General features: G+C 47.1%; 25 protein-coding genes and 2 pseudogenes. 26 read left to right on the top strand and 1 reads right to left on the bottom strand.

Going from position 1 to position 26,719, the window contains the following annotated elements:
• The first annotated feature begins 479 nt into the window (after positions 1-479).
• The 14 genes from rpmH to B0X71_RS18590 all read left to right on the top strand — a co-directional run bounded on the left by rpmH (position 480) and on the right by B0X71_RS18590 (position 12,199).
• Positions 480-614, top strand: a complete 135-nt coding sequence (rpmH, locus tag B0X71_RS18655) for a 50S ribosomal protein L34 (protein WP_077590837.1) — start codon at positions 480-482, stop codon at positions 612-614.
• Positions 615-699: 85 nt separating this feature from the next.
• Positions 700-1,041: a ribonuclease P protein component gene (gene rnpA, locus B0X71_RS18650; protein WP_077591081.1), complete on the top strand. Its 342-nt coding sequence runs from the start codon at positions 700-702 to the stop codon at positions 1,039-1,041.
• 66 nt (positions 1,042-1,107) lie between these two features.
• On the top strand, positions 1,108-1,878 hold the full coding sequence (gene yidC, locus B0X71_RS18645) for a membrane protein insertase YidC (protein WP_077590836.1): 771 nt from the start codon (positions 1,108-1,110) through the stop codon (positions 1,876-1,878).
• Complete coding sequence (gene jag, locus B0X71_RS18640; protein ID WP_077590835.1) at positions 1,875-2,612, top strand: RNA-binding cell elongation regulator Jag/EloR; 738 nt, start codon at positions 1,875-1,877, stop codon at positions 2,610-2,612. Before yidC ends, jag begins: the two co-directional genes overlap by 4 nt.
• Before the next feature lie 146 nt (positions 2,613-2,758).
• Complete coding sequence (gene mnmE / locus B0X71_RS18635) at positions 2,759-4,144, top strand: tRNA uridine-5-carboxymethylaminomethyl(34) synthesis GTPase MnmE (RefSeq protein ID WP_077590834.1); 1,386 nt, start codon at positions 2,759-2,761, stop codon at positions 4,142-4,144.
• A 19-nt stretch (positions 4,145-4,163) separates the two neighbouring features.
• Positions 4,164-6,053: a tRNA uridine-5-carboxymethylaminomethyl(34) synthesis enzyme MnmG gene (gene mnmG / locus B0X71_RS18630; RefSeq protein WP_077591080.1), complete on the top strand. Its 1,890-nt coding sequence runs from the start codon at positions 4,164-4,166 to the stop codon at positions 6,051-6,053.
• Positions 6,054-6,164: 111 nt separating this feature from the next.
• Positions 6,165-6,878, top strand: coding sequence for a 16S rRNA (guanine(527)-N(7))-methyltransferase RsmG (gene rsmG / locus B0X71_RS18625; protein WP_077590833.1), 714 nt, complete (start codon positions 6,165-6,167; stop codon positions 6,876-6,878).
• Between the two features lie 178 nt (positions 6,879-7,056).
• Entirely contained in the window at positions 7,057-7,818 is a 762-nt protein-coding gene (locus tag B0X71_RS18620; RefSeq protein ID WP_077590832.1) for a ParA family protein, read from the top strand.
• A complete protein-coding gene (locus tag B0X71_RS18615; protein ID WP_077590831.1) occupies positions 7,811-8,644 on the top strand; it encodes a ParB/RepB/Spo0J family partition protein in 834 nt (277 codons plus the stop codon). Before B0X71_RS18620 ends, B0X71_RS18615 begins: the two co-directional genes overlap by 8 nt.
• Before the next feature lie 58 nt (positions 8,645-8,702).
• The gene (locus tag B0X71_RS18610) at positions 8,703-9,419 is read left to right on the top strand and encodes a DUF554 domain-containing protein (RefSeq protein ID WP_077590830.1); all 717 of its coding nucleotides are present in this window, start codon (positions 8,703-8,705) and stop codon (positions 9,417-9,419) included.
• A 20-nt stretch (positions 9,420-9,439) separates the two neighbouring features.
• Positions 9,440-10,378, top strand: coding sequence for a mechanosensitive ion channel family protein (locus tag B0X71_RS18605; protein ID WP_077590829.1), 939 nt, complete (start codon positions 9,440-9,442; stop codon positions 10,376-10,378).
• Between the two features lie 14 nt (positions 10,379-10,392).
• Positions 10,393-10,593 (top strand): DUF951 domain-containing protein, encoded by a 201-nt coding sequence (locus B0X71_RS18600; protein ID WP_156889926.1) that lies wholly within the window; start codon positions 10,393-10,395, stop codon positions 10,591-10,593.
• Between the two features lie 87 nt (positions 10,594-10,680).
• A complete protein-coding gene (ychF, locus tag B0X71_RS18595) occupies positions 10,681-11,781 on the top strand; it encodes a redox-regulated ATPase YchF (protein ID WP_077590828.1) in 1,101 nt (366 codons plus the stop codon).
• 55 nt (positions 11,782-11,836) lie between these two features.
• Positions 11,837-12,199: a gamma-glutamylcyclotransferase family protein gene (locus B0X71_RS18590; protein WP_077590827.1), complete on the top strand. Its 363-nt coding sequence runs from the start codon at positions 11,837-11,839 to the stop codon at positions 12,197-12,199.
• A 16-nt stretch (positions 12,200-12,215) separates the two neighbouring features.
• Here B0X71_RS18590 and B0X71_RS18585 read toward each other — a convergent pair whose 3' ends face one another.
• Entirely contained in the window at positions 12,216-12,779 is a 564-nt protein-coding gene (locus B0X71_RS18585; RefSeq protein WP_232336743.1) for a DUF3267 domain-containing protein, read from the bottom strand.
• Positions 12,780-13,046: 267 nt separating this feature from the next.
• On the opposite strand from B0X71_RS18585, the gene rpsF reads away from it, so the two are divergent.
• From rpsF to yycF, 12 genes and pseudogenes are all read left to right on the top strand, one after another.
• Complete coding sequence (rpsF, locus tag B0X71_RS18580) at positions 13,047-13,334, top strand: 30S ribosomal protein S6 (RefSeq protein WP_077590826.1); 288 nt, start codon at positions 13,047-13,049, stop codon at positions 13,332-13,334.
• A 43-nt stretch (positions 13,335-13,377) separates the two neighbouring features.
• Positions 13,378-13,443 (top strand): annotated as a pseudogene (locus tag B0X71_RS18575) (single-stranded DNA-binding protein); the annotation flags it as partial.
• Between the two features lie 872 nt (positions 13,444-14,315).
• Positions 14,316-16,181 carry a group II intron reverse transcriptase/maturase gene (gene ltrA / locus B0X71_RS18570; protein WP_077591058.1) on the top strand — a complete coding sequence of 622 codons (1,866 nt, stop codon included), beginning with the start codon at positions 14,316-14,318 and terminating at the stop codon, positions 16,179-16,181.
• A gap of 134 nt (positions 16,182-16,315) precedes the next feature.
• Complete coding sequence (ssb, locus tag B0X71_RS18565) at positions 16,316-16,789, top strand: single-stranded DNA-binding protein (RefSeq protein ID WP_077590824.1); 474 nt, start codon at positions 16,316-16,318, stop codon at positions 16,787-16,789.
• 48 nt (positions 16,790-16,837) lie between these two features.
• A complete protein-coding gene (rpsR, locus tag B0X71_RS18560; protein ID WP_198038754.1) occupies positions 16,838-17,077 on the top strand; it encodes a 30S ribosomal protein S18 in 240 nt (79 codons plus the stop codon).
• Between the two features lie 250 nt (positions 17,078-17,327).
• Positions 17,328-18,278 carry a YybS family protein gene (locus tag B0X71_RS18555; protein ID WP_077590822.1) on the top strand — a complete coding sequence of 317 codons (951 nt, stop codon included), beginning with the start codon at positions 17,328-17,330 and terminating at the stop codon, positions 18,276-18,278.
• A gap of 13 nt (positions 18,279-18,291) precedes the next feature.
• Positions 18,292-20,267 (top strand): annotated as a pseudogene (locus B0X71_RS18550) (DHH family phosphoesterase).
• Positions 20,264-20,713: a 50S ribosomal protein L9 gene (gene rplI, locus B0X71_RS18545; protein WP_077590821.1), complete on the top strand. Its 450-nt coding sequence runs from the start codon at positions 20,264-20,266 to the stop codon at positions 20,711-20,713. The pseudogene B0X71_RS18550 and the gene rplI overlap by 4 nt, the downstream one beginning before the upstream one ends.
• A gap of 14 nt (positions 20,714-20,727) precedes the next feature.
• On the top strand, positions 20,728-22,080 hold the full coding sequence (dnaB, locus tag B0X71_RS18540; protein ID WP_077590820.1) for a replicative DNA helicase: 1,353 nt from the start codon (positions 20,728-20,730) through the stop codon (positions 22,078-22,080).
• A 192-nt stretch (positions 22,081-22,272) separates the two neighbouring features.
• Positions 22,273-23,559: an adenylosuccinate synthase gene (locus B0X71_RS18535; RefSeq protein WP_077590819.1), complete on the top strand. Its 1,287-nt coding sequence runs from the start codon at positions 22,273-22,275 to the stop codon at positions 23,557-23,559.
• Between the two features lie 328 nt (positions 23,560-23,887).
• Positions 23,888-25,708, top strand: coding sequence for an asparagine synthase (glutamine-hydrolyzing) (gene asnB, locus B0X71_RS18530; RefSeq protein WP_077590818.1), 1,821 nt, complete (start codon positions 23,888-23,890; stop codon positions 25,706-25,708).
• Positions 25,709-26,006: 298 nt separating this feature from the next.
• On the top strand, positions 26,007-26,714 hold the full coding sequence (gene yycF, locus B0X71_RS18525; RefSeq protein WP_077590817.1) for a response regulator YycF: 708 nt from the start codon (positions 26,007-26,009) through the stop codon (positions 26,712-26,714).
• Positions 26,715-26,719: the final 5 nt, after the last annotated feature.

Here is a 26,719-nt window from a genome sequence, read left to right as displayed (position 1 = left end):
TAGTTTGTCTCCTTTATGTACAATAATTTTTGATCAATATATAAACAAATTCACAGCCTGTGGATAAGTGTTATGAACAGGGGTGGACAACTGCCTGTCCAAGTTATTCACAGCCTGTGGATAATTTTCCTGGAAAAATATTTATCAACAGCAGAAACCAAATTAATTCTAACAAAAGGACCCAGTCATTACAATACAATTTAGAACTTATCCACATATCCGGAGTTGTGCACACAGGAGTTACCCACAGCCAGTGGATTTGTGTAAAACCTGTCGATAAGTGCTGTGGATAATTTTTTTCCGCAAAAAGTCCCCCACAGGGTTATGCAGGGTTTCAGGCTGTTTTTGTGGATAACTTGCCGTCTGTTGAAGAGGATGGGATTTTGATTTTTCGTTGACAATCCCATGCACCCCCTATATACTAATCAGGACTGTCTATAGGAACAGATAACTTTCCCTTCAGGAGGTGTTATATAGTTATGAAACGTACGTATCAACCGAAAAAACGCAAACACAGTAAAGTACACGGCTTCCGGGCACGCATGAGCACAAAAAACGGCCGCAGAGTCTTGGCTGCACGCCGCCGGAAAGGCAGAAAAGTACTTTCAGCTTAAGTCCACTGATGCAATCAGTGGTCTTTTTTTTCTTTTATCCCCCCTTCCGGTATTGAAAGACCCGACTTAAAGCAGGTGAATGGAATTGAATAAGTATCAGCGCATAAAAAAGAACCAGGAGTTCCAGCGCGTTTTCAAAAAAGGCAAGTCATTCGCGAACCGGCAGTTTATCGTCTATGTTTATAAGACAGATCAACCCGAATTTCGGATCGGCTTGTCTGTCAGCAAGAAAATTGGCAACGCTGTCACACGCAACCGCATTAAGCGCTACATCCGTCAGACGTTCCTTGAACTGGAAGACGCTGTGCTGCCGAATGCGGATTATGTCATCATCGCCCGTAATCAGGCGGCCAAACTCGATTTTCATGAAACAAAAAACAGTTTGCAGCATGTCATGAAAATTGCCCGCGTGCTGCGAAAGCAATAGGGCGCATAAAATACGAATGGTATGATAAACAAAGTTGAATAATGAACTATGTTTGGGGGAAGAAAGTTGAATAAGCGAATAGGTTTACTCGCCCTGCTGATTGGAGCTGCATTGCTTCTGTCCGGCTGCACCGAGTATAACCAGCCGATTTATGAAACAAATGAAGGGTTTTGGAATGAATTCATTGTATGGCCGCTCGTTTCGCTGATCGTCTTGTTTAAAGATCTGCTCGGCACGTACGGTCTCGCAATTATTGCGGTAACGATTATTATCCGGCTTGCGATTCTGCCGCTCATGATCAAACAGACAAAGAGTTCAAAACGAATGCAGGAAATTCAGCCGGAAATGAAAAAACTGCGGGAAAAGTATAAGTCAAAAGATGCTGTCACGCAGCAGAAGTACCAGCAGGAAATGTCGGCGCTTATGAAGACTGAAGGTGTCAATCCGCTTGCGGGCTGCCTTCCGGTCATTGTACAGATGCCCATCCTGATCGGCTTTTATCATGCAATTAACCGGATGAATATGACACCTGAGATCGACTTGGGTGCTTTCCTTATTTTCCCGCTTGCTGAACCAAGCATCATCCTGGCTATCTTGGCTGGAGCCATGCAATTTATCGTTCTTCGTACGGGGCCGGCGATGGATAACCCGCAGATGAAAGTCATGGTTTATTTCATGCCTGTCATGATTGTATTCTTTGGTATCATCCTGCCGGCTGCCCTTACGCTCTATTGGGTGATCGGAAACATCGTTTCTCTTATCCAGAATATGGTAATTTATCGTCCGTGGGAAAAGAACAAGGGAGTGCCTGCTAAAACAGGAGGGATCAAAAAGTGAAACGGGTAACGAAAAGCGGAGCAACAACGGAAGAAGCCATCGCTTCTGCGCTGCAGCAACTTGGCGCGGCAAAGGAGCAAGTCACGGTACGAGTGATCGCTGAAGGAAAAAAAGGTTTTCTTGGCTTCGGATCCCGTCCGGCAGCCGTTGAAGTTACAATGCTTGAACCTGACACTGAACCTGGTCTGAGGCAGAAGCCGGTTGAAGAACCGGCTTCTACTGAAGCAGCAAAGCAAGAAACACCGGTTATCGAGCCGGCAAAACCGGAACGGCCTGACCATGACAGCGCGATTGAAGAAACAGAAACCTACATCCGGAACGTGGCGAAAGAAATGGGTGTTGATGACCTTTCCATTCACACAAAACGGCAGGGCAAAAACGTGCTGATGAGACTGGAAAGTGAAAAAGTGGCTTTGCTGATCGGCAAGCGCGGACAGACGCTGAATGCGCTGCAACAGCTGGCTCAGCTGGTCATCAATAAATTCGCCGGTCAATTCCTCCTTGTGCGGCTCGATGCAGAAAATTACCGGGAGCGCCGGCAGGAAACACTTGAACAATTGGCGGATAAAATGGCGGATAAAGCCGTTCGGACCGGTCATAAAGTTCATATGGAACCAATGCCTCCCCATGAGCGCAAAGTGATTCACCAAGCTTTATCGACAAGACTTGATATCGAAACCCATTCAGAAGGCAAAGAGCCAAAACGCTACCTGGTAATCAAGCCGCTTAAATGAAAAAAGCCTGCCGCCCGGCAGGCTTTTTTTTGTCCGGTTCCCATTCTTTTGTTTTAAAGGACATTATGCTATTGTAAAGTGTCAGGAAACACGCTGAAACAAGTTATCCACATGTGGATAACTTTTGTAACAAGGAGGAAATCGACATGGAATTCGATACGATTGCCGCAATATCGACTCCTTCCGGAGAAGGCGCCATTGCAATCGTTCGGCTCAGTGGGCCGGAGGCTGTCACAATTGCTGATAAATTATTCAGAGCGCCTGCCGGAAAGCGGCTGGCCGATCAAAAATCACATACAATCCATTACGGAAATCTGACAGATCCACAAACGGATGAAGTAGCAGAAGAAGTAATGATTTCAATTATGAAAGCCCCGAAGACATTCACCCGTGAAGATGTCATTGAAATAAATTGCCACGGCGGCCTCGTATCTGTCAATCGCGTCCTGACACTTGTGCTGCGTGCGGGTGCCCGCCTTGCAGAGCCTGGGGAGTTTACGAAACGGGCGTTTCTAAACGGCCGGATTGACTTGTCTCAGGCAGAGGCCGTCATGGACTTGATCCGGGCAAAAACCGACCGTGCAATGAACGTCGCGCTGAATCAGATGGATGGCAGACTTTCCAAGCTGATCGGGCAGTTGCGCCAGGCGCTGCTTGAGACACTTGCCCAAGTTGAAGTGAATATTGATTATCCCGAATATGATGATGTGGAAGAAATGACGGTTCCTGTCATGCTCGAAAAGTCGGAATGGGTCCGGTCAGAAATTGATCGCCTGTTATCCACATCGCAACAAGGGAAAATTCTTCGCGAAGGCTTATCCACAGTAATTGTGGGTAAACCGAATGTCGGAAAATCCTCTCTTCTGAACAGTCTTGTGCAAGAAAACAAGGCCATTGTGACAGAGATTGCCGGCACTACCCGCGATATCATTGAAGAATACGTAAACGTGCGGGGAGTTCCGCTGCGCCTTGTAGATACGGCAGGCATCCGGGAAACGGAAGATATTGTTGAAAGGATCGGTGTTGAACGCTCCCGTAAAGTTCTGAAAGAAGCCGATCTGATCCTCTATGTATTGAGTCATGCCGATGAACTGACATCAGAAGATGAAAAAATGATGGAAGCCGTTGCTGGCATGAATTATATCGTTGTTGTGAATAAAACCGATCTTCCTCAGGGCATTGATATGGAACGGATACAGGAATTTGCCGGCAAAAGCCGGCTTGTGACGACTTCATTGATTGAAGAAGAGGGCGTCGATCAGCTTGAACAGGCAATTGCAGATCTGTTTTTTGAAGGATCTGTAGAAGCAAATGATATGACATACGTATCCAATGCGCGTCATATCTCGCTGTTGCATCAGGCACACAGCACCATTTCTGATGCCATAACGGCGGCGGAAGCCGGTGTGCCGGTGGATATGATTCAAATTGATGTTGTACGCACGTGGGAACTCCTGGGGGAAATCATCGGTGATACAGTACAGGAGAGCTTAATCAACCAATTGTTTTCTCAGTTTTGTCTTGGAAAATAACCGGAGAGGGTGAATGAACATGCCGAAATTCGAAGCAGGCACGTTCGATGTAATTGTAGTGGGTGCGGGACATGCAGGAGCTGAAGCGGGACTGGCCTCTGCCCGTATGGGAGCAGATACGCTTGTGCTGACGATGAATCTGGATATGATTGCATTTATGCCATGTAATCCGTCCGTCGGCGGACCTGCAAAGGGAATCGTCGTGCGTGAAATTGATGCGCTCGGCGGCGCAATGGGTCGTGTAATCGATAAAACGCATATTCAGATGCGTATGCTGAATACAGCAAAAGGGCCTGCTGTACGTGCATTGCGTGCACAGGCGGATAAAGTACTCTACCAGCAGGAAATGAAACGGCTGATGGAAGAGCAGGAGCATCTGACGCTTCACCAGGGAGTGGCGGAAGAGCTGCTGATAGAAGATGGGACAGTTAAAGGACTGATTACGCAAGCCGGAGCGATCTACCGGGCGAAATCGGTTGTTATTACGACCGGTACGTTCCTGCGGGGCGAAATCGTGATCGGTGATCTCCGTTACTCAAGTGGTCCGAATAATCAGCAGCCATCGATCAAGCTTGCCGAGCACTTGGAAGAGCTCGGTTTTGAACTTGTCCGTTTTAAAACCGGCACACCACCGCGTATTAACAGCCGGACAATCGATTACAGCCAGACAGAAATACAGCCGGGGGATGACGTGCCCCGCGCATTCAGTTATGAAACAACAGAGTTCATCATGGATCAATTGCCATGCTGGCTGACTTATACAAATGAGCATACGCATCAGCTGATTGATGATAATCTTCATTTATCCCCAATGTATTCAGGGATGATCAAAGGAACAGGACCGCGGTACTGCCCATCTATTGAGGATAAAATTGTCCGGTTCAATGATAAGCCGCGTCATCAGATCTTCCTGGAACCGGAAGGACGCAATACCCGTGAAGTGTATGTGCAGGGATTATCCACAAGTCTTCCGGAACATGTGCAGCGCAAGATGCTGGAGACTATTCCAGGCCTGGAGAAAGCAGAAATGATGCGTGCCGGTTATGCAATTGAATACGATGCGATTGTGCCGACACAGCTTTGGCCGACACTTGAGACCAAGCGGGTCGAAAACTTATACACAGCCGGTCAGATCAACGGCACGTCAGGATACGAGGAAGCGGCCGGTCAGGGACTTATGGCGGGTATTAACGCCGCTGCTAAGGTGCTTGGCAAGGAAGAAGTCATCCTGAGCCGTTCAGACGCTTATATCGGCGTCCTGATCGATGATCTAATCACGAAGGGAACGAACGAGCCATACCGGCTTCTGACGTCCCGTGCAGAATACAGACTGCTGTTGCGTCATGACAATGCGGATATGCGGCTGACAGCGATTGGACATGAAATCGGCATGATCAGTGATGAGCGTTTTACTGCTTTTGAAGCGAAAAAAGAAGCAGTCGATCGAGAAATCAGCCGCTTGAAAAAAATTATTCTTAAACCGACAGAAGAAGTACAGCTGCTGATTCAGGAAGCAGGCGGCGCTGAACTGAAGGATGGGATCCGGGCGGCTGATTTATTGAAGCGGCCTGAGATGACATATGCACACATCGAGCGTCTCACTCCTTCAGAAACTCCGCTGACAGAAGATGAGAAGGAACAGGCGGAAATTCAGATCAAGTATGAAGGATATATTGCAAAATCGCTCCAGCAGGTCGATAAGCTAAAGAAAATGGAAGACAAGAAAATTCCGGAAAACATCGATTACATGGCAATATCGGGACTGGCGACAGAAGCCCGGTCTAAGCTTGCAGAAGTCCGTCCGCTGAGTATTGCTCAGGCTTCCCGGATATCCGGTGTTAATCCGGCTGACATTTCGATCTTACTCGTGTATATTGAACAGGGACGAATCGCGAAAGTTTCTAGCTAGAGATAGCGCGCCCCTTATGGAAAGGCTGGCAGAGTCCAGCCTTTTTTTCTTGGCAAAAAAGGCGGCGGTCTGTATGGGAAATTAAAGAATGGAAAGAGGAGGCATATCAGCGTGAACGAACAGGAATTTAAGGCTGCTTTAAGTGAACAAGGCATAGAGTTGTCTGACCGGCAATTAAAACAATTCAAGATGTACTACGAGGAATTAGTGGGCTGGAATAACAAAATGAATCTGACGGCGATCACAGATCAGCAGGATGTATATCTCAAGCATTTTTACGACTCTGTTTCAGCCGCTTATTACTTGGACTTCCGCAGACCAATGAAGATGTGTGATGTAGGAGCAGGAGCAGGGTTTCCGAGCATCCCCCTCAAAATCTGTTTCCCGCATATTGAAGTCACTATCATAGATTCCCTGAATAAACGGATCCATTTTCTTGGACACCTGGCAGAGAAGCTCGAACTCAGTGGCGTGGAACTTGTGCATGCAAGAGCGGAAGACTTCGGCCAGTCCGGGCAGCGGGAAAGCTTTGACCTTGTGACTGCACGTGCCGTGGCAAGATTGTCCGTTCTTGCAGAACTTTGCGTTCCACTTGTAAAAGAAGGCGGACTCTTTGCGGCCATGAAAGCCGCTTCTGCAGCGGAGGAACTTGAAAACGCTGAACCGGCACTTCAGAAATTGGGCGCCGAACTTCAGGCAGTTCACGCGTTCACTTTGCCGGTCGAGAACAGTGAACGGTATATTCAAGTCTTTAATAAAGTGAAAAAAACACCGAAAAAGTATCCGCGAAAAGCAGGGACGCCGAATAAATCACCGATTTCCTGAGAAATTGTTCCACGTGAAACAATTTACAAGCTCCATTACGGAATGTTTCACGTGAAACATTTTCCCGGAGAAGGATACCACGGATTTGTTAAAATAAAGAAATCGGCATGCAAAGCATAGTCAAAAACATTATTCCACAGTAGAATAAGAACATGTGACAAAGAAAGTAGGTGCTGGAGTGGGGAGAACGATTGCAATCGCCAATCAGAAAGGCGGGGTAGGCAAAACAACAACATCCGTAAATCTCAGTGCAAGCCTTGCATACTTAGGCAAAAAAGTGCTGTTGATTGATATCGATCCGCAAGGAAACGCAACTAGCGGAGTCGGCGTGAATAAAGGGGATGTAGAAAAGTGTGTCTATGATGTCTTGATAGATGATGTGGATATTAAAGAGACAATCATGGAAACGAAGGTGGAAAATCTCCATGTCGTACCGGCCACCATTGCGCTGGCAGGTGCGGAAATTGAATTGGTATCCACAATTTCTAGGGAAGTACGGCTAAAAAATGCCCTTCATGATATACAGGAATTGTATGATTATGTCTTAATCGATTGCCCGCCGTCATTAGGACTGCTGACGATCAATTCTCTTACAGCATCGGATGCTATCATCATCCCGGTTCAATGTGAATATTATGCCCTTGAAGGGCTAAGTCAGCTGTTGAGCACAATTCGCCTTGTGCAAAAACACTTGAATGATCAACTCGTAATAGATGGTGTATTGCTTACCATGTTTGATGCCAGAACGAATTTAGGCAATCAGGTAATTGAAGAAGTGAAAAAGTATTTCCAGGATAAGGTATATAATACAATCATTCCACGGAACATCCGCTTAAGTGAAGCGCCGAGTCATGGTGAACCGATTATCATTTACGATCCGAAGTCCCGAGGGGCAGAGGTTTACTTAGAACTGGCGAAGGAAGTGATTAAGAATGGCTAAAGGGTTGGGAAAAGGATTAAATGCCCTGTTTCCGGGAGAACCACTGGACAAAACGGAAAAAGTGGAAATGCTCCAGCTGAATCAGCTCCGGGTAAATCCATATCAGCCAAGAAAGCTGTTTGATGAAGAGGCATTGCAGGAACTTGCAGAGTCGATCAAAGAACACGGAATCCTTCAGCCGATTGTTGTCAGGGAATCAGGGGAACAGTTTGAAATCGTAGTTGGAGAACGCAGATACCGGGCTGCCCAGCTTCTGAAGCTCAAAGAACTGCCGGCAATCGTAAAGCAGTTGACCGATCAGCAAATGATGGAACTGGCGATACTCGAGAACCTGCAGCGAGAAGACTTAACGCCGATTGAAGAAGCGGAAGCGTACCATAAATTGATGGATGCTCTAAATCTGACGCAGGAACAACTGGCCTTCAGGCTTGGTAAGAGCCGGCCGCATATTGCAAATCACCTGCGCCTGCTGGCACTGCCTGAAGCAATTCGAACACTGATCTCTGAAAAAAAACTGACAATGGGACACGGACGGGCACTTCTTGGATTGAAAAAGAAAAAAATGATGGATGAGCTGGCGGAAAAAACAGTGAGAGAAGGTCTGAATGTCCGTCAATTAGAGAGTCTGATCCAGCGGCTTAATGAAAATGTTCCACGTGAAACAATAACGGCAAAAAAAGACATATTCGTGCAGGAAAAAGAGTCGGAACTACGGGATTATTTCGGAACAAGCGTACAGATTAAAAAAACAAAGAACAAAGGAAAAATTGAAATTGAGTTTTTCTCTGAAGAAGATCTTGAACGGATATTGGATCTGCTGAACTGATACGCTGAAAGCAGGCGTGAGAGAGGGTTAGCAAAATCCAAGGAAGTGGAGGGACTTCATGGTTCTTTTCGGTACGTTTATTAATGCAGTCTGTATTGTGCTGGGGACACTGCTTGGCCGGGTATTACGCAATATTCCGGAGAAAATGAAAGAAACCATCCTGTATGCGATCGGCTTGTCGGTTGCTGCCCTCGGCCTGAAAATGGGGTTCGAGAGCAATAGTTTTGTCATCATCATTGCAAGTCTCGTACTCGGAACTGTCCTGGGAGAATGGTGGGATCTCGATAAAAAGCTGAATGACTTCGGGCGATGGATTGAAACGAAGTTCGGTACGAAAGAATCCCAAGGCAGTCTTGCCCAGGGATTCGTCACAGCGACATTGATGTTTGTCATCGGCGCTATGGGTGTGATCGGTGCGCTGGAAAGCGGACTTAATAATGAACACAGTGTCCTGTATTCAAAAGGAGCACTCGACGGCTTCACTTCGCTTATACTGGCGTCGACACTTGGTATCGGGGTTTTATTCGCCGCAGTACCTGTGTTTGTCTATCAAGGCTTTATTGCTTTATTTGCTACCCAGATCAGTGTTATTGTTCCTGAAGTGGCATTAGAGTTTTTTATCAGTGAAATGACTGCAACCGGAGGAATCATGATTCTGGCAATCGGTCTGAATTTGCTGGGATTGACAAAGATCCGTGTAGCCAATCTGCTGCCGGGCATTCTGGTGGCTGCAGTGATTGTCACTGGTCTGTATCAGGCCGGGTATATTCAATAGGAGGAAAAAACTGAAAAATTATGAGTGTGGAAGCAGCTAAAGCAGTTGAAGAGGAAGTAGCAAATTTCGAAGAGTTAGTCAGCGGCGTCCGGGACACCATTCTGAGCGAAGCGATGTGGATCGGCTTGGGCGTTCTTGTGATAAAGGTAATCGTGATAGCGATTGTAGCAGCTGTAGCAGTCAAGATTTTGAAAACTGTCATCCGGCGCGTTATGGCCGTTCAGTTAAGAGGCCCTTTAGGATATACAGACAGGCGGCAGAAAACGCTCGTTAAGCTTTTAGAAAACGTCGTTGCATACGTCGTTTACTTTGCAACGATTCTCGCCATCCTGGGAGAATTCGATGTGGATGTAAAAGGTCTCCTGGCCGGTGCCGGCGTTGTCGGTCTGGCTGTCGGTTTTGGGGCGCAGAGTCTGGTGAAGGATATCATTACCGGTTTCTTCATCATTTTCGAAGACCAGTTCTCAGTAGGGGATTTTGTCCGTGCAGGCACAGCGGAAGGAACTGTTGAAGAGATCGGTCTCCGGACGACAAAGATTAAAGCGTTCACCGGTGAATTATTTATTCTGCCGAATGGTTCCATTATTGAGATCACCAATTTTTCGATCAATAATTCGCTTGCAGTGGTTGATATCAGCATTGCATACGAGTCGGATATTGCAAAGGCTGAAGGATTGATCCGCGACTTTCTGGCGAAGCTGCCGGATACGGAAGTATACCGCAGCATTGTGAGCCCGCCGGAGCTTCTGGGTGTCCAGATGCTTGGTGCTTCTGAAGTTGTACTCCGTATAACTGCGGAAACTGTGCCGATGGGACATTTTGCTGTTTCCAGGGATTTAAGAAGAGATCTCAAGATTTTCCTCGATGGACGTGGCATTGAAATTCCATATCCTCGAATGGTGACGATTCAGCGTTCGCCTGAAGGCGTGGAACCACCGGATGCTGATGAAGAGAAGTGAGAGGAGCAGAAAACGTGAACATGAAAGAATTCGGGTTAAATGACGTGGTGGAAATGAAGAAAGGCCATCCATGCGGAGCAAACGCATGGAAGATCATCCGAATGGGCGCTGACGTCCGGATCAAATGTGAAGGCTGCGGGCGCAGCATCATGTTGCCAAGACAGGAATTCAATAAGAAAATGAAAAAAATACTTGTGAAGGCAGACGCGGAATGACCATTGGACATTTCCGCGTTTCATTTTTATAATAGAAGAGCTGCAAAAGAGACTTGAATGTGAAAATGAGAAAGGTCGTGAAGCCGTATGGCATTGACTGCAGGAATCGTCGGACTCCCGAATGTCGGTAAGTCCACTTTGTTTAATGCAATTACGAAAGCGGGCGCAGAATCTGCTAATTACCCGTTTTGTACAATAGATCCGAACGTCGGCATCGTTGAAGTGCCCGATGAGCGTTTGAATAAACTGACTGAACTTGTTCAGCCGAAAAAAACCATTCCAACAGCTTTTGAATTCACCGATATTGCAGGCATTGTAAAAGGGGCAAGCAAAGGAGAAGGACTCGGCAATAAATTCCTGTCCCACATCCGGGAAGTTGATGCAATCGTCCAGGTTGTCCGTGCCTTTGCAGATGATAATATCACGCATGTGTCCGGCAAAGTGGACCCGATTTCCGATATTGAAGTCATCAACCTGGAGCTGATCCTGGCTGATATGGAGAGTGTTGAAAAGCGGCTTGTCCGCGTGCAGAAAATGGTGAAATCGAAAGATAAGGAAGCAATGGCGGAAGAACCTGTGTTACTGAAACTGCGGGAAGCATTTGAAAATGAAAAGCCGGCGCGGTCCGTTGATTTTTCTGAAGAGGAAATGCGTATCGCTAAGAATTTCCATTTACTTACCATTAAACCAATGCTGTACGCCGCGAATGTTTCAGAAGATGATATCGCCGACCCGAGCAGCAACGAGTATGTGGAAAAGATCCGCGAATTCGCAGCGGAAGACAACGCGGAAGTCATCGTAGTCTGCGCGAAGATCGAAGAAGAGATGGCCGAACTGGATGACGAGGAAAAGGCGATGTTCCTTGAAGAGCTGGGGATTGAAGAAGCAGGACTGGATCAGCTGATCAAAGCAACCTATCAGTTGCTGGGGCTTGCCACGTACTTCACGGCAGGCGTACAGGAAGTCCGTGCCTGGACATTCCGGAAAGGCATGAAAGCGCCGCAATGCGCAGGGATCATTCACTCGGACTTCGAACGCGGATTTATTCGCGCAGAAACGGTAGCGTACGATGACTTGGTGGAAGCCGGGGCAATGGCCACCGCAAAAGAAGCAGGCAAAGTGCGGCAGGAAGGCAAAGAATATGTGGTAAAAGACGGAGATGTCATGCTCTTCCGTTTCAATGTATAAGAGAAGAGGCGAGCCGGATGCATCTGCATCCGGCTTTTCAATTGGAGGTGAGGCAATGAATCTATTTGTCTATGGAACACTTAAACAAGGCGGCAAGTATCATCATTATTTGAAGAATGCCAAACGTGTTTTGCCTGATGCAATGGCAAAAGGAACGCTATACGATACAAACTTGGGTTATCCGGCAATGACGCTGGAAGGAAAGGGCAAAGTACGGGGGGAAGTATATGAAGTGCCGGAACAGCTGTGGCCGCATATCGACGAGCTGGAAGATTGCACCGGGAGTTCAGATGACTTATACAAGAAAGTAACGATTGAAGTGCAGTCAGAAAGCGGCAGACAGGCAGTGATCACATATGTGGCGAAAGATGAGCGGCTGCTGCACAAACAGATTAACAGCGGCAACTGGGATATATAGCAACCAGCGCTGGCATTCAGCCGGCGCTGGTTTTTTCTGGAGGAAAATCCTGCTCATATACGTACAGCCGGGGCTTTGCCTGATCATCTGTTACCCAGGCATCTGCCGGCACGTTGCGCAATTCCCGGTACATGGCAAAATCACCGGCTGCTCCGGCAATCAGCATAGTACTGAGCAGGACAAGAAGCTGACTGGGGACCATGAACCCAATAACGCCCGGCAAAACACCGGTCACCCAGAATGGGAGCAAGAGCGCTTTCCGCATAGCTCTCACGCGCAGCGGCCGATCCGTAGTGGCATAAGCAACACCCATCTTCACATTTAAACCGTAAGCCAATGAAGAAAACGGTACACGCCCGAAGAGGAGAAATCCGAGAAGATGGAATAACTCATGCAGCACGATCAGAAGCAGATAGCCAATAACGAATAAAACAACGCTGATCAACGAAAATCGGAATGACAGCGGTTCTGCGAACAAATGATAGGTGATCATAGCCAGCAGCAATAAGGCTGCATTCCAGACCAGGCTCTGTTTCATGACTTTATCGATATCCAATTCGATGACTTTTGAGGGAGCCACCGGCAGCACATCCTTTCTTTACACAAGACGGACCAAAAGCTGAGTTGCTTGCTTTTGCTGTACACAGCTTGCACTGGCCAACCGTATTTTGATAGATGATTATTTCTTCGGTTCCTTCGATCCGGTACAGCTCTGATTATAACCTGAATCTTTCAGTTGCGCCGTGAATTGAAAAGTGGTAGAATATATTGATGTGAGTAATGCAACTGAATTGCTCCTTGCCCGCTCATAGAAGCAGGGCCACAGTCCATGAGGAGGTGACAACAGATGAAGAAGTACGAACTTATGTACATCATTCAGCCACAGATCGAAGATGAGGCGAAACAGGCGCTGGTTCAGCGTTTTGATGAAATCCTTACTTCAAACGGTGCTGAAATCATCGAGTCGAAAGAGTGGGGTAAACGCCGTTTAGCTTACGAGATCAACGACTTCCGCGAAGGTTACTACCATATCGTGAAAGCACACGCTGATGCTCAGGCTATCGATGAATACACACGTCTTGCGAATATCAACGAAGATATCATTCGTCATATCGCTGTACGCGAAGAAGAGTAAAACCAGCTAAAAACAAATTTGTCTTGAGGGAGGTTGAATTCTGATGATTAACCGAGTTGTTCTGGTCGGGAGACTGACAAAAGATCCGGATCTCCGCTATACACGTGCGTCACGTTCTGCCTAACCACGAATTTGTGGGAACAGCAGCGGATTTCTCCTACTAAGTATTATAGAAGAAATCAAGAACTCTAACATTGAATTTTCTCGTGAAAACCGAGAATCGCACAGAATCTTGCGTAAATTTAATTAACCTACCTCCTTATGGACGTTTAAGAAAATTTACGTGTGCGCAGTCTAATACCCCTACATGCGGCGACAATCTGACAATTGAAACCGTGTGAAGCTAGGTGAGGTCGTAGCCCAAGTAACCTAAGTCGTAAAAGATATGGCGAAAGTGGTGCGGGACTCCTTAAAAACTTTGTCTATGGCTACCAACTTTAGTGGGAACTCATGCAGTCTCGTTACGTAGATTTAATTCGGAAACGAGTTTGAAAGTAATCAGCGGTTTGTTGTTGTGTGTTCAACTTACTGCCCCATTCCTTGAAACAGGGTGGGAAATACAGCACTTAACTAAAGATTCAGAGCTGTATTAAGGATTACCGGGATAGGGTGAGAGTCTAAGGATAAGTAAATAAAGGGATAGATGTTAGGGAACGTGAGAGAGCCTGTCAGAAGAAGGGTGTCAGCCTTATGATAACTGATAGGAAGTCAGGTCCCTCATAGTAGTGTTGAAGCAGATGTAATGTCTGTGGAGCGAAGGGGGGAAGTCGGTTCTAAGAGATAGACTTTTTCACTTAAAAGAAAAATAAAGACTATACAAAACGTCATTTGGTTAACGTTATGGGTATTGTACAGTACTCATAATAATCGCTAATCCACCTATAACCTAGCCTCGTATTTCTCAGGAAGGTTGTGTGTACAAAGGTGGAGGTTAATTGCCAAATCAAGTCCGAAAAGGACTTGAAGCTGACTCTGGACTCCATGTATCAAGAGTCCAAAGAGGGAAAATCCCTAAATGGATTGTATGAAGTCATTATTAATGACCAAACTATCATAACTGCAATACACGACATAAAGTCGAATAAGGGCAGTATGACAGCGGGCATTGATAATAAGACCATCAACCATTTTCTACAAATGCCCAGAGAGAAACTCATTCGGACGGTACGGAGAGCGATGGAGAACTATAATCCTCAACCCGCCAGAAGAAAACATATTCCGAAAGGAAATACGGGTAAAACTAGACCCCTCGGTATTCCAACTATGTTGGATAGAATCATCCAACAGTGCATTAAAATTGTTATAGAACCCATAATAGAGGCAAAACTCTACGAGCATAGTTACGGATTTAGACCTTACAGGTCTACACACCATGCTATCGCAAGAGTTGCTCATCTAATTAACATTGGGAGATATGAATACGTCATTGAAGGAGATATAAAAGGCTACTTCGATAATATTGACCATGCTGTGCTAATGCGTAAATTGCACAAAATTGGGATTATTGATAAACGCGTTCTCGCGTTAATCAAGAAAATGCTGAAATCGGGGATTATCGAGGAAGATTTCAAATTCCACGATACCGACAAAGGTACACCGCAAGGTGGTATTATCAGCCCTATTCTCGCAAATGTGTATTTGAACGATTTTGATTGGACTGTCTCCAGCAGGTATGAAAATCCATACTTTGCGGATGAATTCTCGAACGTCAAAAATGCTCGTAGGAAATTTCGGAAGGTAGGTAGGCAACCTGTATTTCTAGTTAGATACGCAGATGACTGGGTGATCTTCACGAAAACGAAAGAACAAGCCGAAAAGCAATTGGAGTATCTGAAAAGATACTTCAAGGCGAAATTGAATCTTGAACTTTCGGAAGAAAAGACTGTCATCACTGACCTTAAAGAAAATAGAATGAAATTTCTCGGCTTCCAAGTTGAATTGGCCAAACCTCGAAAGAGCATAGGCAGAACTGGAAATGCTAAGAAACATGAGTTATATGCCAGAATTCTACCTGATATGAAAAAGGTTAGAACAAAAACGGCAGAGATTCTAAAGGACATTAAGCAGATTAGGAGAACACAATGCGACTATCAGAAAGCTGTGATAATCGAGAAAGTGAACTCTAAAATCGTTGGTTTATCTGAATATTACAAGACAGCGGTCTGGACAGAAATTTTTGACTCCTTAGACCATAAAGTCTTCGTTACCAGTCACTACACGTGGAAGAAACTCTATCGCAACCAGAACAATGGTAAAAATAAAGCTAAACTGAAAAGATATTCCGAACTTTCTAACCGACGCAAGAGACACGAAGGCTATACCGCCGAAACTCATGCAGTGGAAGTAGAAGGAGAATGGGTTGGAATTACAAAATTCCTACACACGAAATCGGAAGACCCACAGTGCTTTAATCAGAATTTAACCCCTTATACGGTTGAAGGACGAGAACTTTACTACAAGAATGCGAAAAAGAATCAGAGTCTTAACAGACTCCCACTCTATGACAAGAACGAAGACGTATTCCGAATAGCCAAACGAAACATGCTGAAATCCGATAAAAAGAATCTTAGAAAGTATAACTTTGAATTCTATATGAACAGGGAATATGCGTTCAACAGAGATAGAGGAAAATGTAAAGTATGTGCCGGCGATATTTTACCAGTGGAGCTACAATGCCACCATATCAGCCCTACCTTACCACTCGACGAAGTAAACAAAATTACTAATCTCGCTAGCCTCCACAAGAAATGTCATGAACTAGTACATGGCACTTCCGTGCCGGAGGACACAAAAATAGCGAAGAAAGTCGAGAAATACAGAGCGAAACTCATAGGTGACATTAGCTAAGACGTATAGTATGGCACTATCTCGTCTAAGGATTGATAATCCTTGGATTGAATCCCATAAAACAGGATTAATTAGAATCGATGGCGTGCCGTGTGCGGTGAAAATCGCACGCACGGTACTCAGGAGGGGAAAAGCTGGAGATTACTTCAAAAGTTTACCTATTCCTATCCAATGGAGTAGCAGCCTGTAACTTCACACTTGCAGTGAATCGCACGTTCTCCAATGCACAAGGAGAGCGGGAAGCGGATTTCATAAACTGTGTGACATGGCGCAAACAAGCTGAAAACACGGCAAACTTTCTTAAAAAAGGCAGTCTTGCCGGCGTCGAAGGCCGAATCCAGACACGGAGCTATGAAAACAATGAAGGTAAGCGCGTATATGTGACTGAAGTCGTCGCCGACAGTGTCCAGTTCCTGGAACCGAAAGGCGCGAATCAGGATCGTTCACAGAGCCCTGCCTATGGAGGGCAAAACCAGCCATCCTATCAGCAGAACCAACCTTCACGCCAAGGAAATCAAGGTAATCAAGGAAATTATACACGCGTAGATGATGATCCGTTTGGCAACAGCGGACCGATCGAAGTATCGGACGATGATCTGCCGTTCTAAAAACGGTGTCTGCAGCGGAACTGATCACAATTGAAAAGGAGGTTATCGATTATGGCACCACGCCGCGGGGGACGCAAACGGAAAAAGGTTTGCTATTTTACTTCTAACAATATCACGCATATCGACTATAAAGATGTTGATCTGCTGAGAAAGTTTATCTCTGAGCGAGGCAAAATCTTGCCACGCCGTGTAACGGGAACAAGTGCGAAATGGCAGCGCAAGCTGACAGTCGCAGTTAAACGTGCACGCATCATGGGTCTTCTTCCATTCGTTGCGGAAGAAAGATAAGCAGCTTCATACTAAGACAGGAATCTCTGCAGCAGCAGGGATTCTTTTTTTTGGCCTGACTTGGCATACGCTGACAAAATACAAGGCTAAAATGCCTCATAAAGCAAACATAAAGAGAACGGAGCGCAGCAGGAAATGCAGTGGAACAGCCGTTCTGTTTACGTGCCGGCTTTTTTGTTCAGTGTCTGCAATCGTGGTACAATTACACGGATGAACTTAAAATTGAAAGAGGGTTTGCTGACGCAGCATTATGGCGAATAATAAAACGAAACAACTGACCCAAGGCGCAATGATGGCAGCAATTTTCACTGTGCTGGCAGCAGCTTCTGTGTATGTACCGGTTCTGAATATGGTAACGATGCTATTTCTGGCGCTGCCTGTCGCCTGGTACAGCGCGAAGTATGGCACAAGAGCATCATTGCTGTTTTCAGCAGCTGCGACGCTGTTAACGTTTATAATCGGCGGACTGCCTGCACTGCCGCTTGCACTGGCTTACGTTCCGCTCGGCTTGGCCATCGGCTTGTCCATTCACCAGAAAAAGAGTAAATTGTTTTTGTTTCTGGCATCTGCGCTTGTACTGCTGGCGAGTGTTATTGTACAATACGCGGCGGCTGTTTTATTTTTAGGCGTGAACGTATTTGAACAGTACTTGGTGCAGGCAAAAACGCTCGGTGAAGAATTCGGCAGACAGGCGGAAGAACTTGGCAGGTTGCCGGAAGGGTATGATGAACGGCTGGCGGAGTGGCTTTTCACCATTGAGGCTCTTTTGCCGTTCTGGCTGATTCTGACGGTTTTCCTGCTTAATTGGCTCGTTCTGCTGGTGAATCTGCCGCTTTTAAGACGGCTGGATGTGCCTGTGCCGAAATTTCCGCCATTCCGGAATATGAAATTGCCAAAAAGCATTTTATGGTATTATTTAGTCGTACTGCTCGCACCGTATTTGTTCAGCCCAGAGCTGGGAACCATGACATACATGGCATTTCTGAACGCTTCAGTGCTCTTGCAGGTTCTGTTGTTCCTGCAGGGAATTTCATTTTACCACTTCTACATTTATCAGCAGGGATGGCCGAAATGGGCGGCAATCCTGGCAACTGTTCTTGCGTTACCGCTTGCCGGTTTTACAGTAATTGTCGGGATTATCGATCTTGGCTTTAATGTACGGGGATGGGTAGAGCAGGCGAACAAGCCTGACCGGAAATAAGGAGTTGAAAAGAATGTCGGACTTTTTAAAGAAACGGAGCCTCAGGTATCCGGTTCTTGCATTGTTCCTAACCGGAATCGCTGCAGCCATGCTGCTGTCAGTCTGGTCAGAATGGCTGGCGTTCTTTTTTCTCATACTGTTCGCTGCAGCTTTCTCCGCTGCCTGGTATGCAGAAGAAAAAAACTTCAGGGAGACTGAAAAGCGGATTGAATCCCTTTCTTACCGGATGAAAAAGGTGGGGGAAGAAGCACTTCTGGAAATGCCGCTTGGAATTATGCTTGTTAACGAAGATTTTAATATTGAATGGGCGAATCCCTATATCACAGAGCAGCTGGAGCAGGATTCCTTGCTTGGCACCTCGCTGTTTTCACTGTCCGGCGAGTTCCATACACTTGTTAAAACAGAAGGACTGACAGATATGTCCGTCTCTTTAAATGGCCGGAAATATCGGGTCCATTACAAGGTGAATGACCGGCTGCTTTATTTATTCGATATTACGGAACAAGTGGAAATCGAAACACTGTATTATGAAGACCGGACAGTGCTCGGTATTTTGTTCATTGACAATTACGATGAACTTGCTCAAGGAATGGATGATCAGATGCGCAGCAAGCTGAACAGCCTGGTGACATCACTGATCAATGAATGGGGGCGGAACATGGGATTTTCGTGAAACGGGTCTCTGCTGATCGTTTCATGGCTGTGTTCAATGAGTCCATTCTAAAAGAACTTGAACAGACTAAATTCACGATATTGGACAATATCCGCGAGGTGACGTCAAAAGAAAACCTGGCGCTCACACTGTCCATTGGTGTTGGAGCCGGCTCAGGCTCTCTTGTGGAATTAGGTGAACTGGCCCAGTCCGGCCTTGATCTTGTTCTCGGACGCGGCGGAGACCAAGTAGCCATCAAGCATCCGAGCGGAAAAGTCCGCTTCTATGGAGGCAAAACAAACCCGGTTGAAAAAAGGACACGGGTGCGGGCGCGCGTCATTTCACATGCGCTCCGTGATTTGATCCAGGAAAGCGATCAGGTGTTCATCATGGGCCATCAGCTGCCGGATATGGATGCCATCGGCTCAGCCGTCGGCGTCGCAAAAATGGCTGCCATGAATGGTGTTACAGGCCGGGTAGTCATTGATTTTGATAATTACGATCGCAGTGTCATGCGGCTCATGGATGAAATTGAGCGGGATCCTGCGCTGTACGATAAATTCATATCATCAGATGACGCGATTCAGGAAATAACGGAAAATTCACTGCTGGTAGTCGTGGACACCCATAAACCGTCCATGGTCATCGACGAGCGGCTCTTGAACCGGATGGAGAAAGTCGTCGTAATCGACCATCACCGCCGGGGGGAGGAATTCATCACGAATACACTCCTTGTTTATATGGAACCTTATGCCTCATCAACTTCTGAACTGGTGACGGAGCTGCTGGAGTATCAGCCGAAGCATGAAAAACTGTCAATGCTTGAAGCGACAGCGATGCTTGCAGGAATCATAGTTGATACGAAAAGCTTTACGCTCCGCACGGGAGCGCGGACATTTGAAGCGGCTTCCCACCTGCGGGCGAACGGTGCTGATACCGTACTGGTCCAGCGTCTGCTGAAAGAAGATCTCGATACGTATGTGGAACGTGCGAAAATTGTGCAGACAGTCGAATTCTTCGGTGACGGCATTGCCATTGCCCGGGGGGAAACAGGCCGCACGTACAATCCGGTACTGATCGCGCAAACGGCTGATATCCTGCTGACGCTTAAAGGGGTAGGTGCCTCGTTTGTAATAGCAGAAAGAAGTGAAAACAGTGTCGGGATCAGCGCGCGTTCACTCGGCGATATTAACGTCCAGGTAATCATGGAAGAACTTGGAGGCGGAGGGCACCTGACAAACGCAGCCGTCCAGATTGCCAATGTGACGATTGAAGAGGCAATTGCCCGGCTGAAACAGGCAATCTCAAACCAAACTGAAGGAGGATCAACACAATGAAGGTCATATTCCTGAAGGATGTAAAAGGAAAAGGAAAAAAAGGAGAAGTAAAAAATGTGGCAGATGGTTATGCCCATAATTACCTCCTGAAAAATAACCTGGCGGTGGAAGCCAATCAGGCAGCCGTCAGTCAGCTTGAAGGCCAGAAAAAGAAAGAACAAAAAGAAGCAGCCAATGAGCTGAAGGAAGCAGAGGCATTAAAAGATCGCCTTGAAGCCCTTACCGTTGAATTGACAGCAAAATCAGGTGAAGGCGGCCGGCTGTTCGGTTCTATCACAACAAAGCAAGTCGCAAAGGAATTGGAGCGGTCACACGGCATCAAGCTGGATAAGCGGAAAATGGAACTCGGAGATGCCATCCGGGCACTCGGTTACACGAACATTCCGGTCAAGCTGCACCCTGAAGTGACAGCAACGCTCAAAGTCCACGTTACCGAAGAAGCATAAGGGGGAAAAAGTGGATGAACGAAGCCATCGATCGCGTTCCGCCGCATAATTACGAGGCGGAACAATCGGTCATCGGGGCAGTTTTCCTGGAGCCGCAGGCATTGATCACAGTAGCTGAAATTGTTATGCCGGAAGATTTTTACCGGCTGGCCCATCAAAAGATCTTCAGCACAATGCTTGCACTGAATGACCGGGGGAAAGCGATTGACGTTGTTACAGTCACTGAAGAGTTATCGGCCAAACGGGAGCTGGAGGATGTCGGCGGTATTTCGTACCTGGCGGAAATCGCCAACTCCGTTCCGACTGCTGCTAATGCAGTGCATTATGCAAATATCGTAGAAGAAAAAGCATTGCTTCGCCGCCTGATCCGAACAGCCACATCAATTGTGGAAGATGGATTCACACGTGAAGATGAAGTGGAAGCACTCCTGTCGGAAGCTGAAAAGAAGATGATGGAAGTATCCAGCCGGAAAAATGCCGGTGACTTCAAACACATCAAAGATGTGCTTGTTAATACGTATGACAATATTGAGATGCTCCACACACGAAAAGGGGATGTCACCGGAATTCCGACCGGTTTCCGTGACCTTGACCGCATCACAGCCGGTTTCCAGCGCAATGACCTGATTATCGTTGCAGCGCGGCCTTCTGTCGGAAAAACCGCTTTTGCACTGAATGTGGCGCAAAACGTGGCGACCAAGACGGATGAAAATGTGGCGATTTTCTCCTTGGAGATGGGTGCGGAGCAGCTTGTCATGCGTATGCTGTGCGCAGAAGGCAATATCGATGCACAGATACTTCGAACTGGAGCGCTGCAGAATGAAGACTGGCGAAAGCTGACGATGGCGATGGGCAGTCTGTCGAATTCCGGAATTTTCATTGATGATACGCCAGGCGTGCGGATCAATGAAATCCGGGCTAAATGCAGACGGCTCAAACAGGAACACGGACTCGGCATGATTCTGATTGATTATCTGCAGCTGATCCAAGGGAATGGACGGCCGGGCGAAAACCGGCAGCAGGAGGTCTCGGAAATCTCCCGTTCCCTGAAAGGGCTCGCCCGGGAACTGCAAGTGCCGGTAATCGCCTTGTCCCAGCTGTCCCGCGGCGTAGAGCAGCGACAGGACAAACGGCCAATGATGTCCGATCTCCGGGAATCCGGATCGATCGAGCAGGATGCCGATATTGTTTCCTTCCTGTACCGGGAAGATTATTATGACAAGGAAACAGAAGATCAGAACATGATTGAAATCATTATCGCCAAGCAGCGGAACGGCCCGGTCGGCACGGTCAAACTCGCATTCGTCAAAGAGTACAATAAGTTTGTCACGATCGACTGGGCACAGCATGAATCAGCACCTGCCTAACTAAAAAAATGCTGGCGCTGCAGAAGCCAAGGGCATCTGCTTACGAATGTAATATTTCTGAAACACGAACGATATTTGTCTGACGACAATTATTAGTTCGTGTTTTTTTACTTTTACCATTGACTACATTCAGAAAGCACTGCTACAATTAAGCTGTTTGAAACAGGGCGGAAGCCTAACGGAGGTGCCTCAATGACATCGGTTGTAGTAGTGGGAACGCAATGGGGAGACGAAGGAAAAGGAAAAATCACGGATTTTTTATCAGAGCATGCGGAAGTCATTGCGCGTTACCAAGGCGGCAATAACGCAGGACATACGATTAAATTCGGGGGCGAAACATATAAACTGCATTTGATTCCATCCGGTATTTTTTATCAGCAAAAAATTTCGGTCATCGGCAACGGTATGGTGATTGATCCGAAAGCGCTAGTGAAAGAATTGAAAGGGCTCCATGAACGCGGAGTCCCGACGGATAACCTGCGCATCTCCAACCGGGCGCATGTTATCCTGCCGTATCATATCAAGCAGGACGAAGCGGAAGAGACACGCCGCGGTGCCAATAAAATCGGAACGACCGGGAAGGGAATCGGGCCTGCGTATATGGACAAAGCAGCCCGTGTCGGCATCCGTATTGCCGACTTGCTTGACCGCGAAGTGTTCGAAGAAAAACTGCAGCACAACCTGGCCGACAAGAACCGGATGTTTGAGCGCATGTATGAAACAGAAGGATTCAAAATCGAAGATATCCTGGAAGAATACTATGGTTACGGCCAGGAAATCGCCAAATATGTAACGGATACTTCAAAAGTGCTGAATGATGCGTTGGACGAAGGCCGTCGTGTGCTGTTTGAAGGCGCACAGGGAGTAATGCTTGATATTGACCAAGGCACATATCCATTCGTCACTTCATCAAACCCGGTGGCGGGCGGTGTTACGATCGGGGCCGGTGTCGGCCCGACTTCCATTTCCCATGTCATCGGTGTCTGTAAGGCGTATACATCCCGGGTTGGAGATGGTCCATTCCCTACCGAGCTGTTCGACGAGACCGGTGACCGGATTCGGGAAGTCGGAAAAGAGTACGGGACGACAACCGGCCGTCCACGCCGGATTGGCTGGTTTGACAGCGTCGTTGTCCGTCATGCACGACGGGTGAGCGGTCTGACGGATCTGACCGTCAATTCCATCGATGTGCTGAGCGGACTGGACACCGTCAAGATCTGTACAGCATACCGGCATAACGGGGAATTGATCACAGAATATCCGGCCAATCTCCGGCTGCTTGCAGAATGTGAGCCGGTTTATGAGGAAATGCCAGGCTGGCAAGAAGATATTACAGAGTGCAAGTCTTTGGATGAACTGCCGGCTGCAGCGCGCCATTACCTGGAGCGGATCGCCCAGCTGACAGGTGTGCCGCTGTCAATCTTCTCCGTTGGACCGGACCGCAGCCAGACGAATATCGTCACCAGTGTCTGGCGGTAACAGCACCCATCTTTTACAGACAGTTCCGATAAGCAGATAAAATGTTCAAATGAACTATTGGACAAAAAGAAAAAACTCATGTCACGCAGCAGAAATACTGTGAAGTGGCATGAGTTTCTTTTCTTTCTTGGGAATTCCGCCGTACAGCCGAAAACAAACGGAGTCAGAATGGCAAGGCGGGTAGGGCAGTGCCAATCAGAAAATTCCTTGAAATGCAGCTCAAGTAAGAATGGTAAAAATAGAGGGAGAATTGTATACTTCTTATGAACTGCAAAAATAGATTTTTAAAGCGAAAAAGCTTATTACATAAACGAATGGGGTTTTAGAATTGTGTGGATTTACGGGTTTTATCGGAAAAACGGATAACACGCCAGCTGTCTTGGAACAGATGATGGATCGAATCATACACCGGGGACCGGATTCTTCAGGGACATTTATCGAAGATGAAGCGGCCCTCGGGTTTCGGCGCCTGAGTATCATTGATCTCGAAGCAGGCCATCAGCCGCTTTATAACGAAGATGAGTCCTCTGTCCTGATCTTCAATGGCGAGATTTATAATTTCATGCAATTGCGGGAAGAACTGATTGCAAAGGGCCACACATTCGCAACACATACCGACAGTGAAGTGCTTATTCATGGCTATGAGGAGTACGGGGAAGAGCTCGTGAAGAAATTGCGGGGAATGTTCGCATTCGTCATTTGGGACCGTAAAGAAAAGAAGCTGTTTGCAGCACGGGACATGTTCGGCATCAAGCCGTTTTACTATGCCGAGATGAATGGCACATTGTTATTCGGTTCGGAAATCAAAAGCTTTTTGCCCCATCCTCATTTTATAAAAGAATTGAACGAACAGGCACTGAAACCATATTTGACATTCCAGTTCCCAGTGCTGAATGAGACCTTCTTCAAAGGGGTATTCAAGCTGCCGGCTGCTCATTCCATGACGTATCAGAATGGCAAGCTGACGATCCAGCGCTATTGGTCTCCGAAGTTCCAGCCGGAGACACAGCCGTTGGAAGAATTGGTGGAAGAGATCGATCAGGTTGTCCGGGAGTCAGTAGAAGCACACCGGATCAGTGATGTGAAAGTCGGTTCGTTCCTGTCCAGCGGCGTCGATTCCAGCTACGTGGCCTCCGTTCTCCGGCCGAATAAGACGTTTACGGTCGGATTCAGCGACCGGAATTTCTCGGAAATCGATAATGCGAAAGCGCTGTCCGATGAGTTGGGAATCGAAAACGTCAATGAAGTGCTGGATGCGGATGCCTGTTTTGAAAAGCTGGATGAAATCCAGTATATGATGGATGAACCGCATTCCAATCCTTCGATTGTTCCGCTGTATTTTCTTGCCGGACTGGCACGAAAAGACGTAACCGTCGTATTGTCAGGCGAAGGGGCGGATGAATTATTCGGCGGCTACGCGGAATATGACACAACGCCGGCGCTGAAAAAGTATAAACAATTGCCGGGCTTCTTCCGGAGACCGCTTGGCAGCATTGCTCGAATGCTGCCGGAAGTGCGGGGGAAAAATCTGATGGTGAAAGGCGGACGTCCTGTGGAGGACTGGTTTATCGGCCAGGCAAAAATCTTTCAGGAACGGGAAGCTGCTTCACTTCTGAAAGCGCCTTACAAGAAAGGGCCATCCGTGAAAGAAATCGTCCGTCCGTATTATGAACAAGTTGAACAGGAAGACGATATTACAAAAATGCAGCATTTGGACCTTCATCTATGGCTCGTGGATGATATTTTATTAAAAGCGGATAAAATGAGCATGGCGCATTCCATTGAACTCCGCGTTCCGTTTCTGGACCGGGAAGTCATGAATGCAGCGGCGAAAGTTCCGTCTCATTATCGGATTAACGACATCGACACGAAATACGCTTTCCGCCTGGCAGCCGGACGGGCTCTTCCAAAAGAATCGGCCAACCGCAAGAAAATCGGATTTCCTGTGCCGATCCGCCATTGGATCCGGGAAGAAAAATATTACACACAGATTAATGAAGCTTTTAACAGTGAAGCTGCAGCTCAATTTTTTGACCAGAAGAAAATACTGGAACTGTTGCAGGACCATTATGAAGAGAAAGCGAATAACGGAAGGAAGATATGGACGATTTTCATGTTCCTTGTCTGGCATAAGAGATATTTCGGTTGATTGCTGCCGGCCAGCCAGGGGACCGGAAAGGTTGATATCCCGCGGAAGTTGCATGGGGATCACGGAAGTTGTATAATAATAAAGTATCTTTTTTAATAAAATTCAAGTGTGAGAACAGGCGAGGGAAAGCCTGTCTCAATGAAATTAGAATGTGAAGACCGGCTTCCGCCGGTCTTTTCGCTGTTTTCAGCAAGGTAAGGGCAAAGTGCGTTAATTCCTGAACAATGGTAAAATGGAAGGGACGGTCAATTGTGCAGAGCCATGGAGCCAAGCACAAATAAGATGGGGGAGAAACGTAATGAGTAAAACCATTTTAGTAGTGGATGACGAGAAACCGATTGCGGATATATTGCAGTTCAATTTGAAAAAAGAAGGCTTTAATGTGGTATGTGCATATGATGGCGATGAGGCAGTCCGCCTCGCAGGAGAAGTGGTGCCGGATCTGATGCTGCTTGATATCATGCTGCCGAACCGGGATGGCATGGAAGTATGCCGGGAAGTGCGGAAGAAATTCGATTTTCCGATCATCATGCTGACAGCGAAGGATTCAGAAATCGATAAAGTGCTCGGCCTGGAACTCGGAGCCGATGATTATGTCACAAAACCGTTCTCGACCCGGGAATTGGTTGCGCGGGTGAAAGCGAACCTGCGGCGGCAGGACGCTGTACCAGCAGAAGAAGAAGCGCCGGCAACGAACGACATTACGATCGGTTCACTGATCATCCAGCCGGATGCTTATCTTGTATTGAAGCGGGATGAGACGATTGAATTGACTCACCGGGAATTCGAATTGCTGCATTACCTGGGCAAACACACAGGACAGGTAATGACGCGCGAGCATCTGCTGCAGACGGTGTGGGGATATGATTATTTCGGTGATGTCCGGACAGTGGATGTGACCATCCGCCGGCTTCGGGAGAAAATCGAAGATAATCCGAGCCATCCAGCCTGGATTGTAACGCGCCGCGGTGTCGGATATTACCTCCGCAATCCTGAACAGGAGTAAGCGGA

The sequence above is a fragment of the Planococcus lenghuensis genome (genome assembly GCF_001999905.1).
Classification (GTDB): Bacteria; Bacillota; Bacilli; order Bacillales_A; family Planococcaceae; genus Indiicoccus; species Indiicoccus lenghuensis.
The sequence above is the reverse complement of the archived record's forward strand: the minus strand, read 5'-3'. Positions and strand labels throughout refer to the sequence as shown.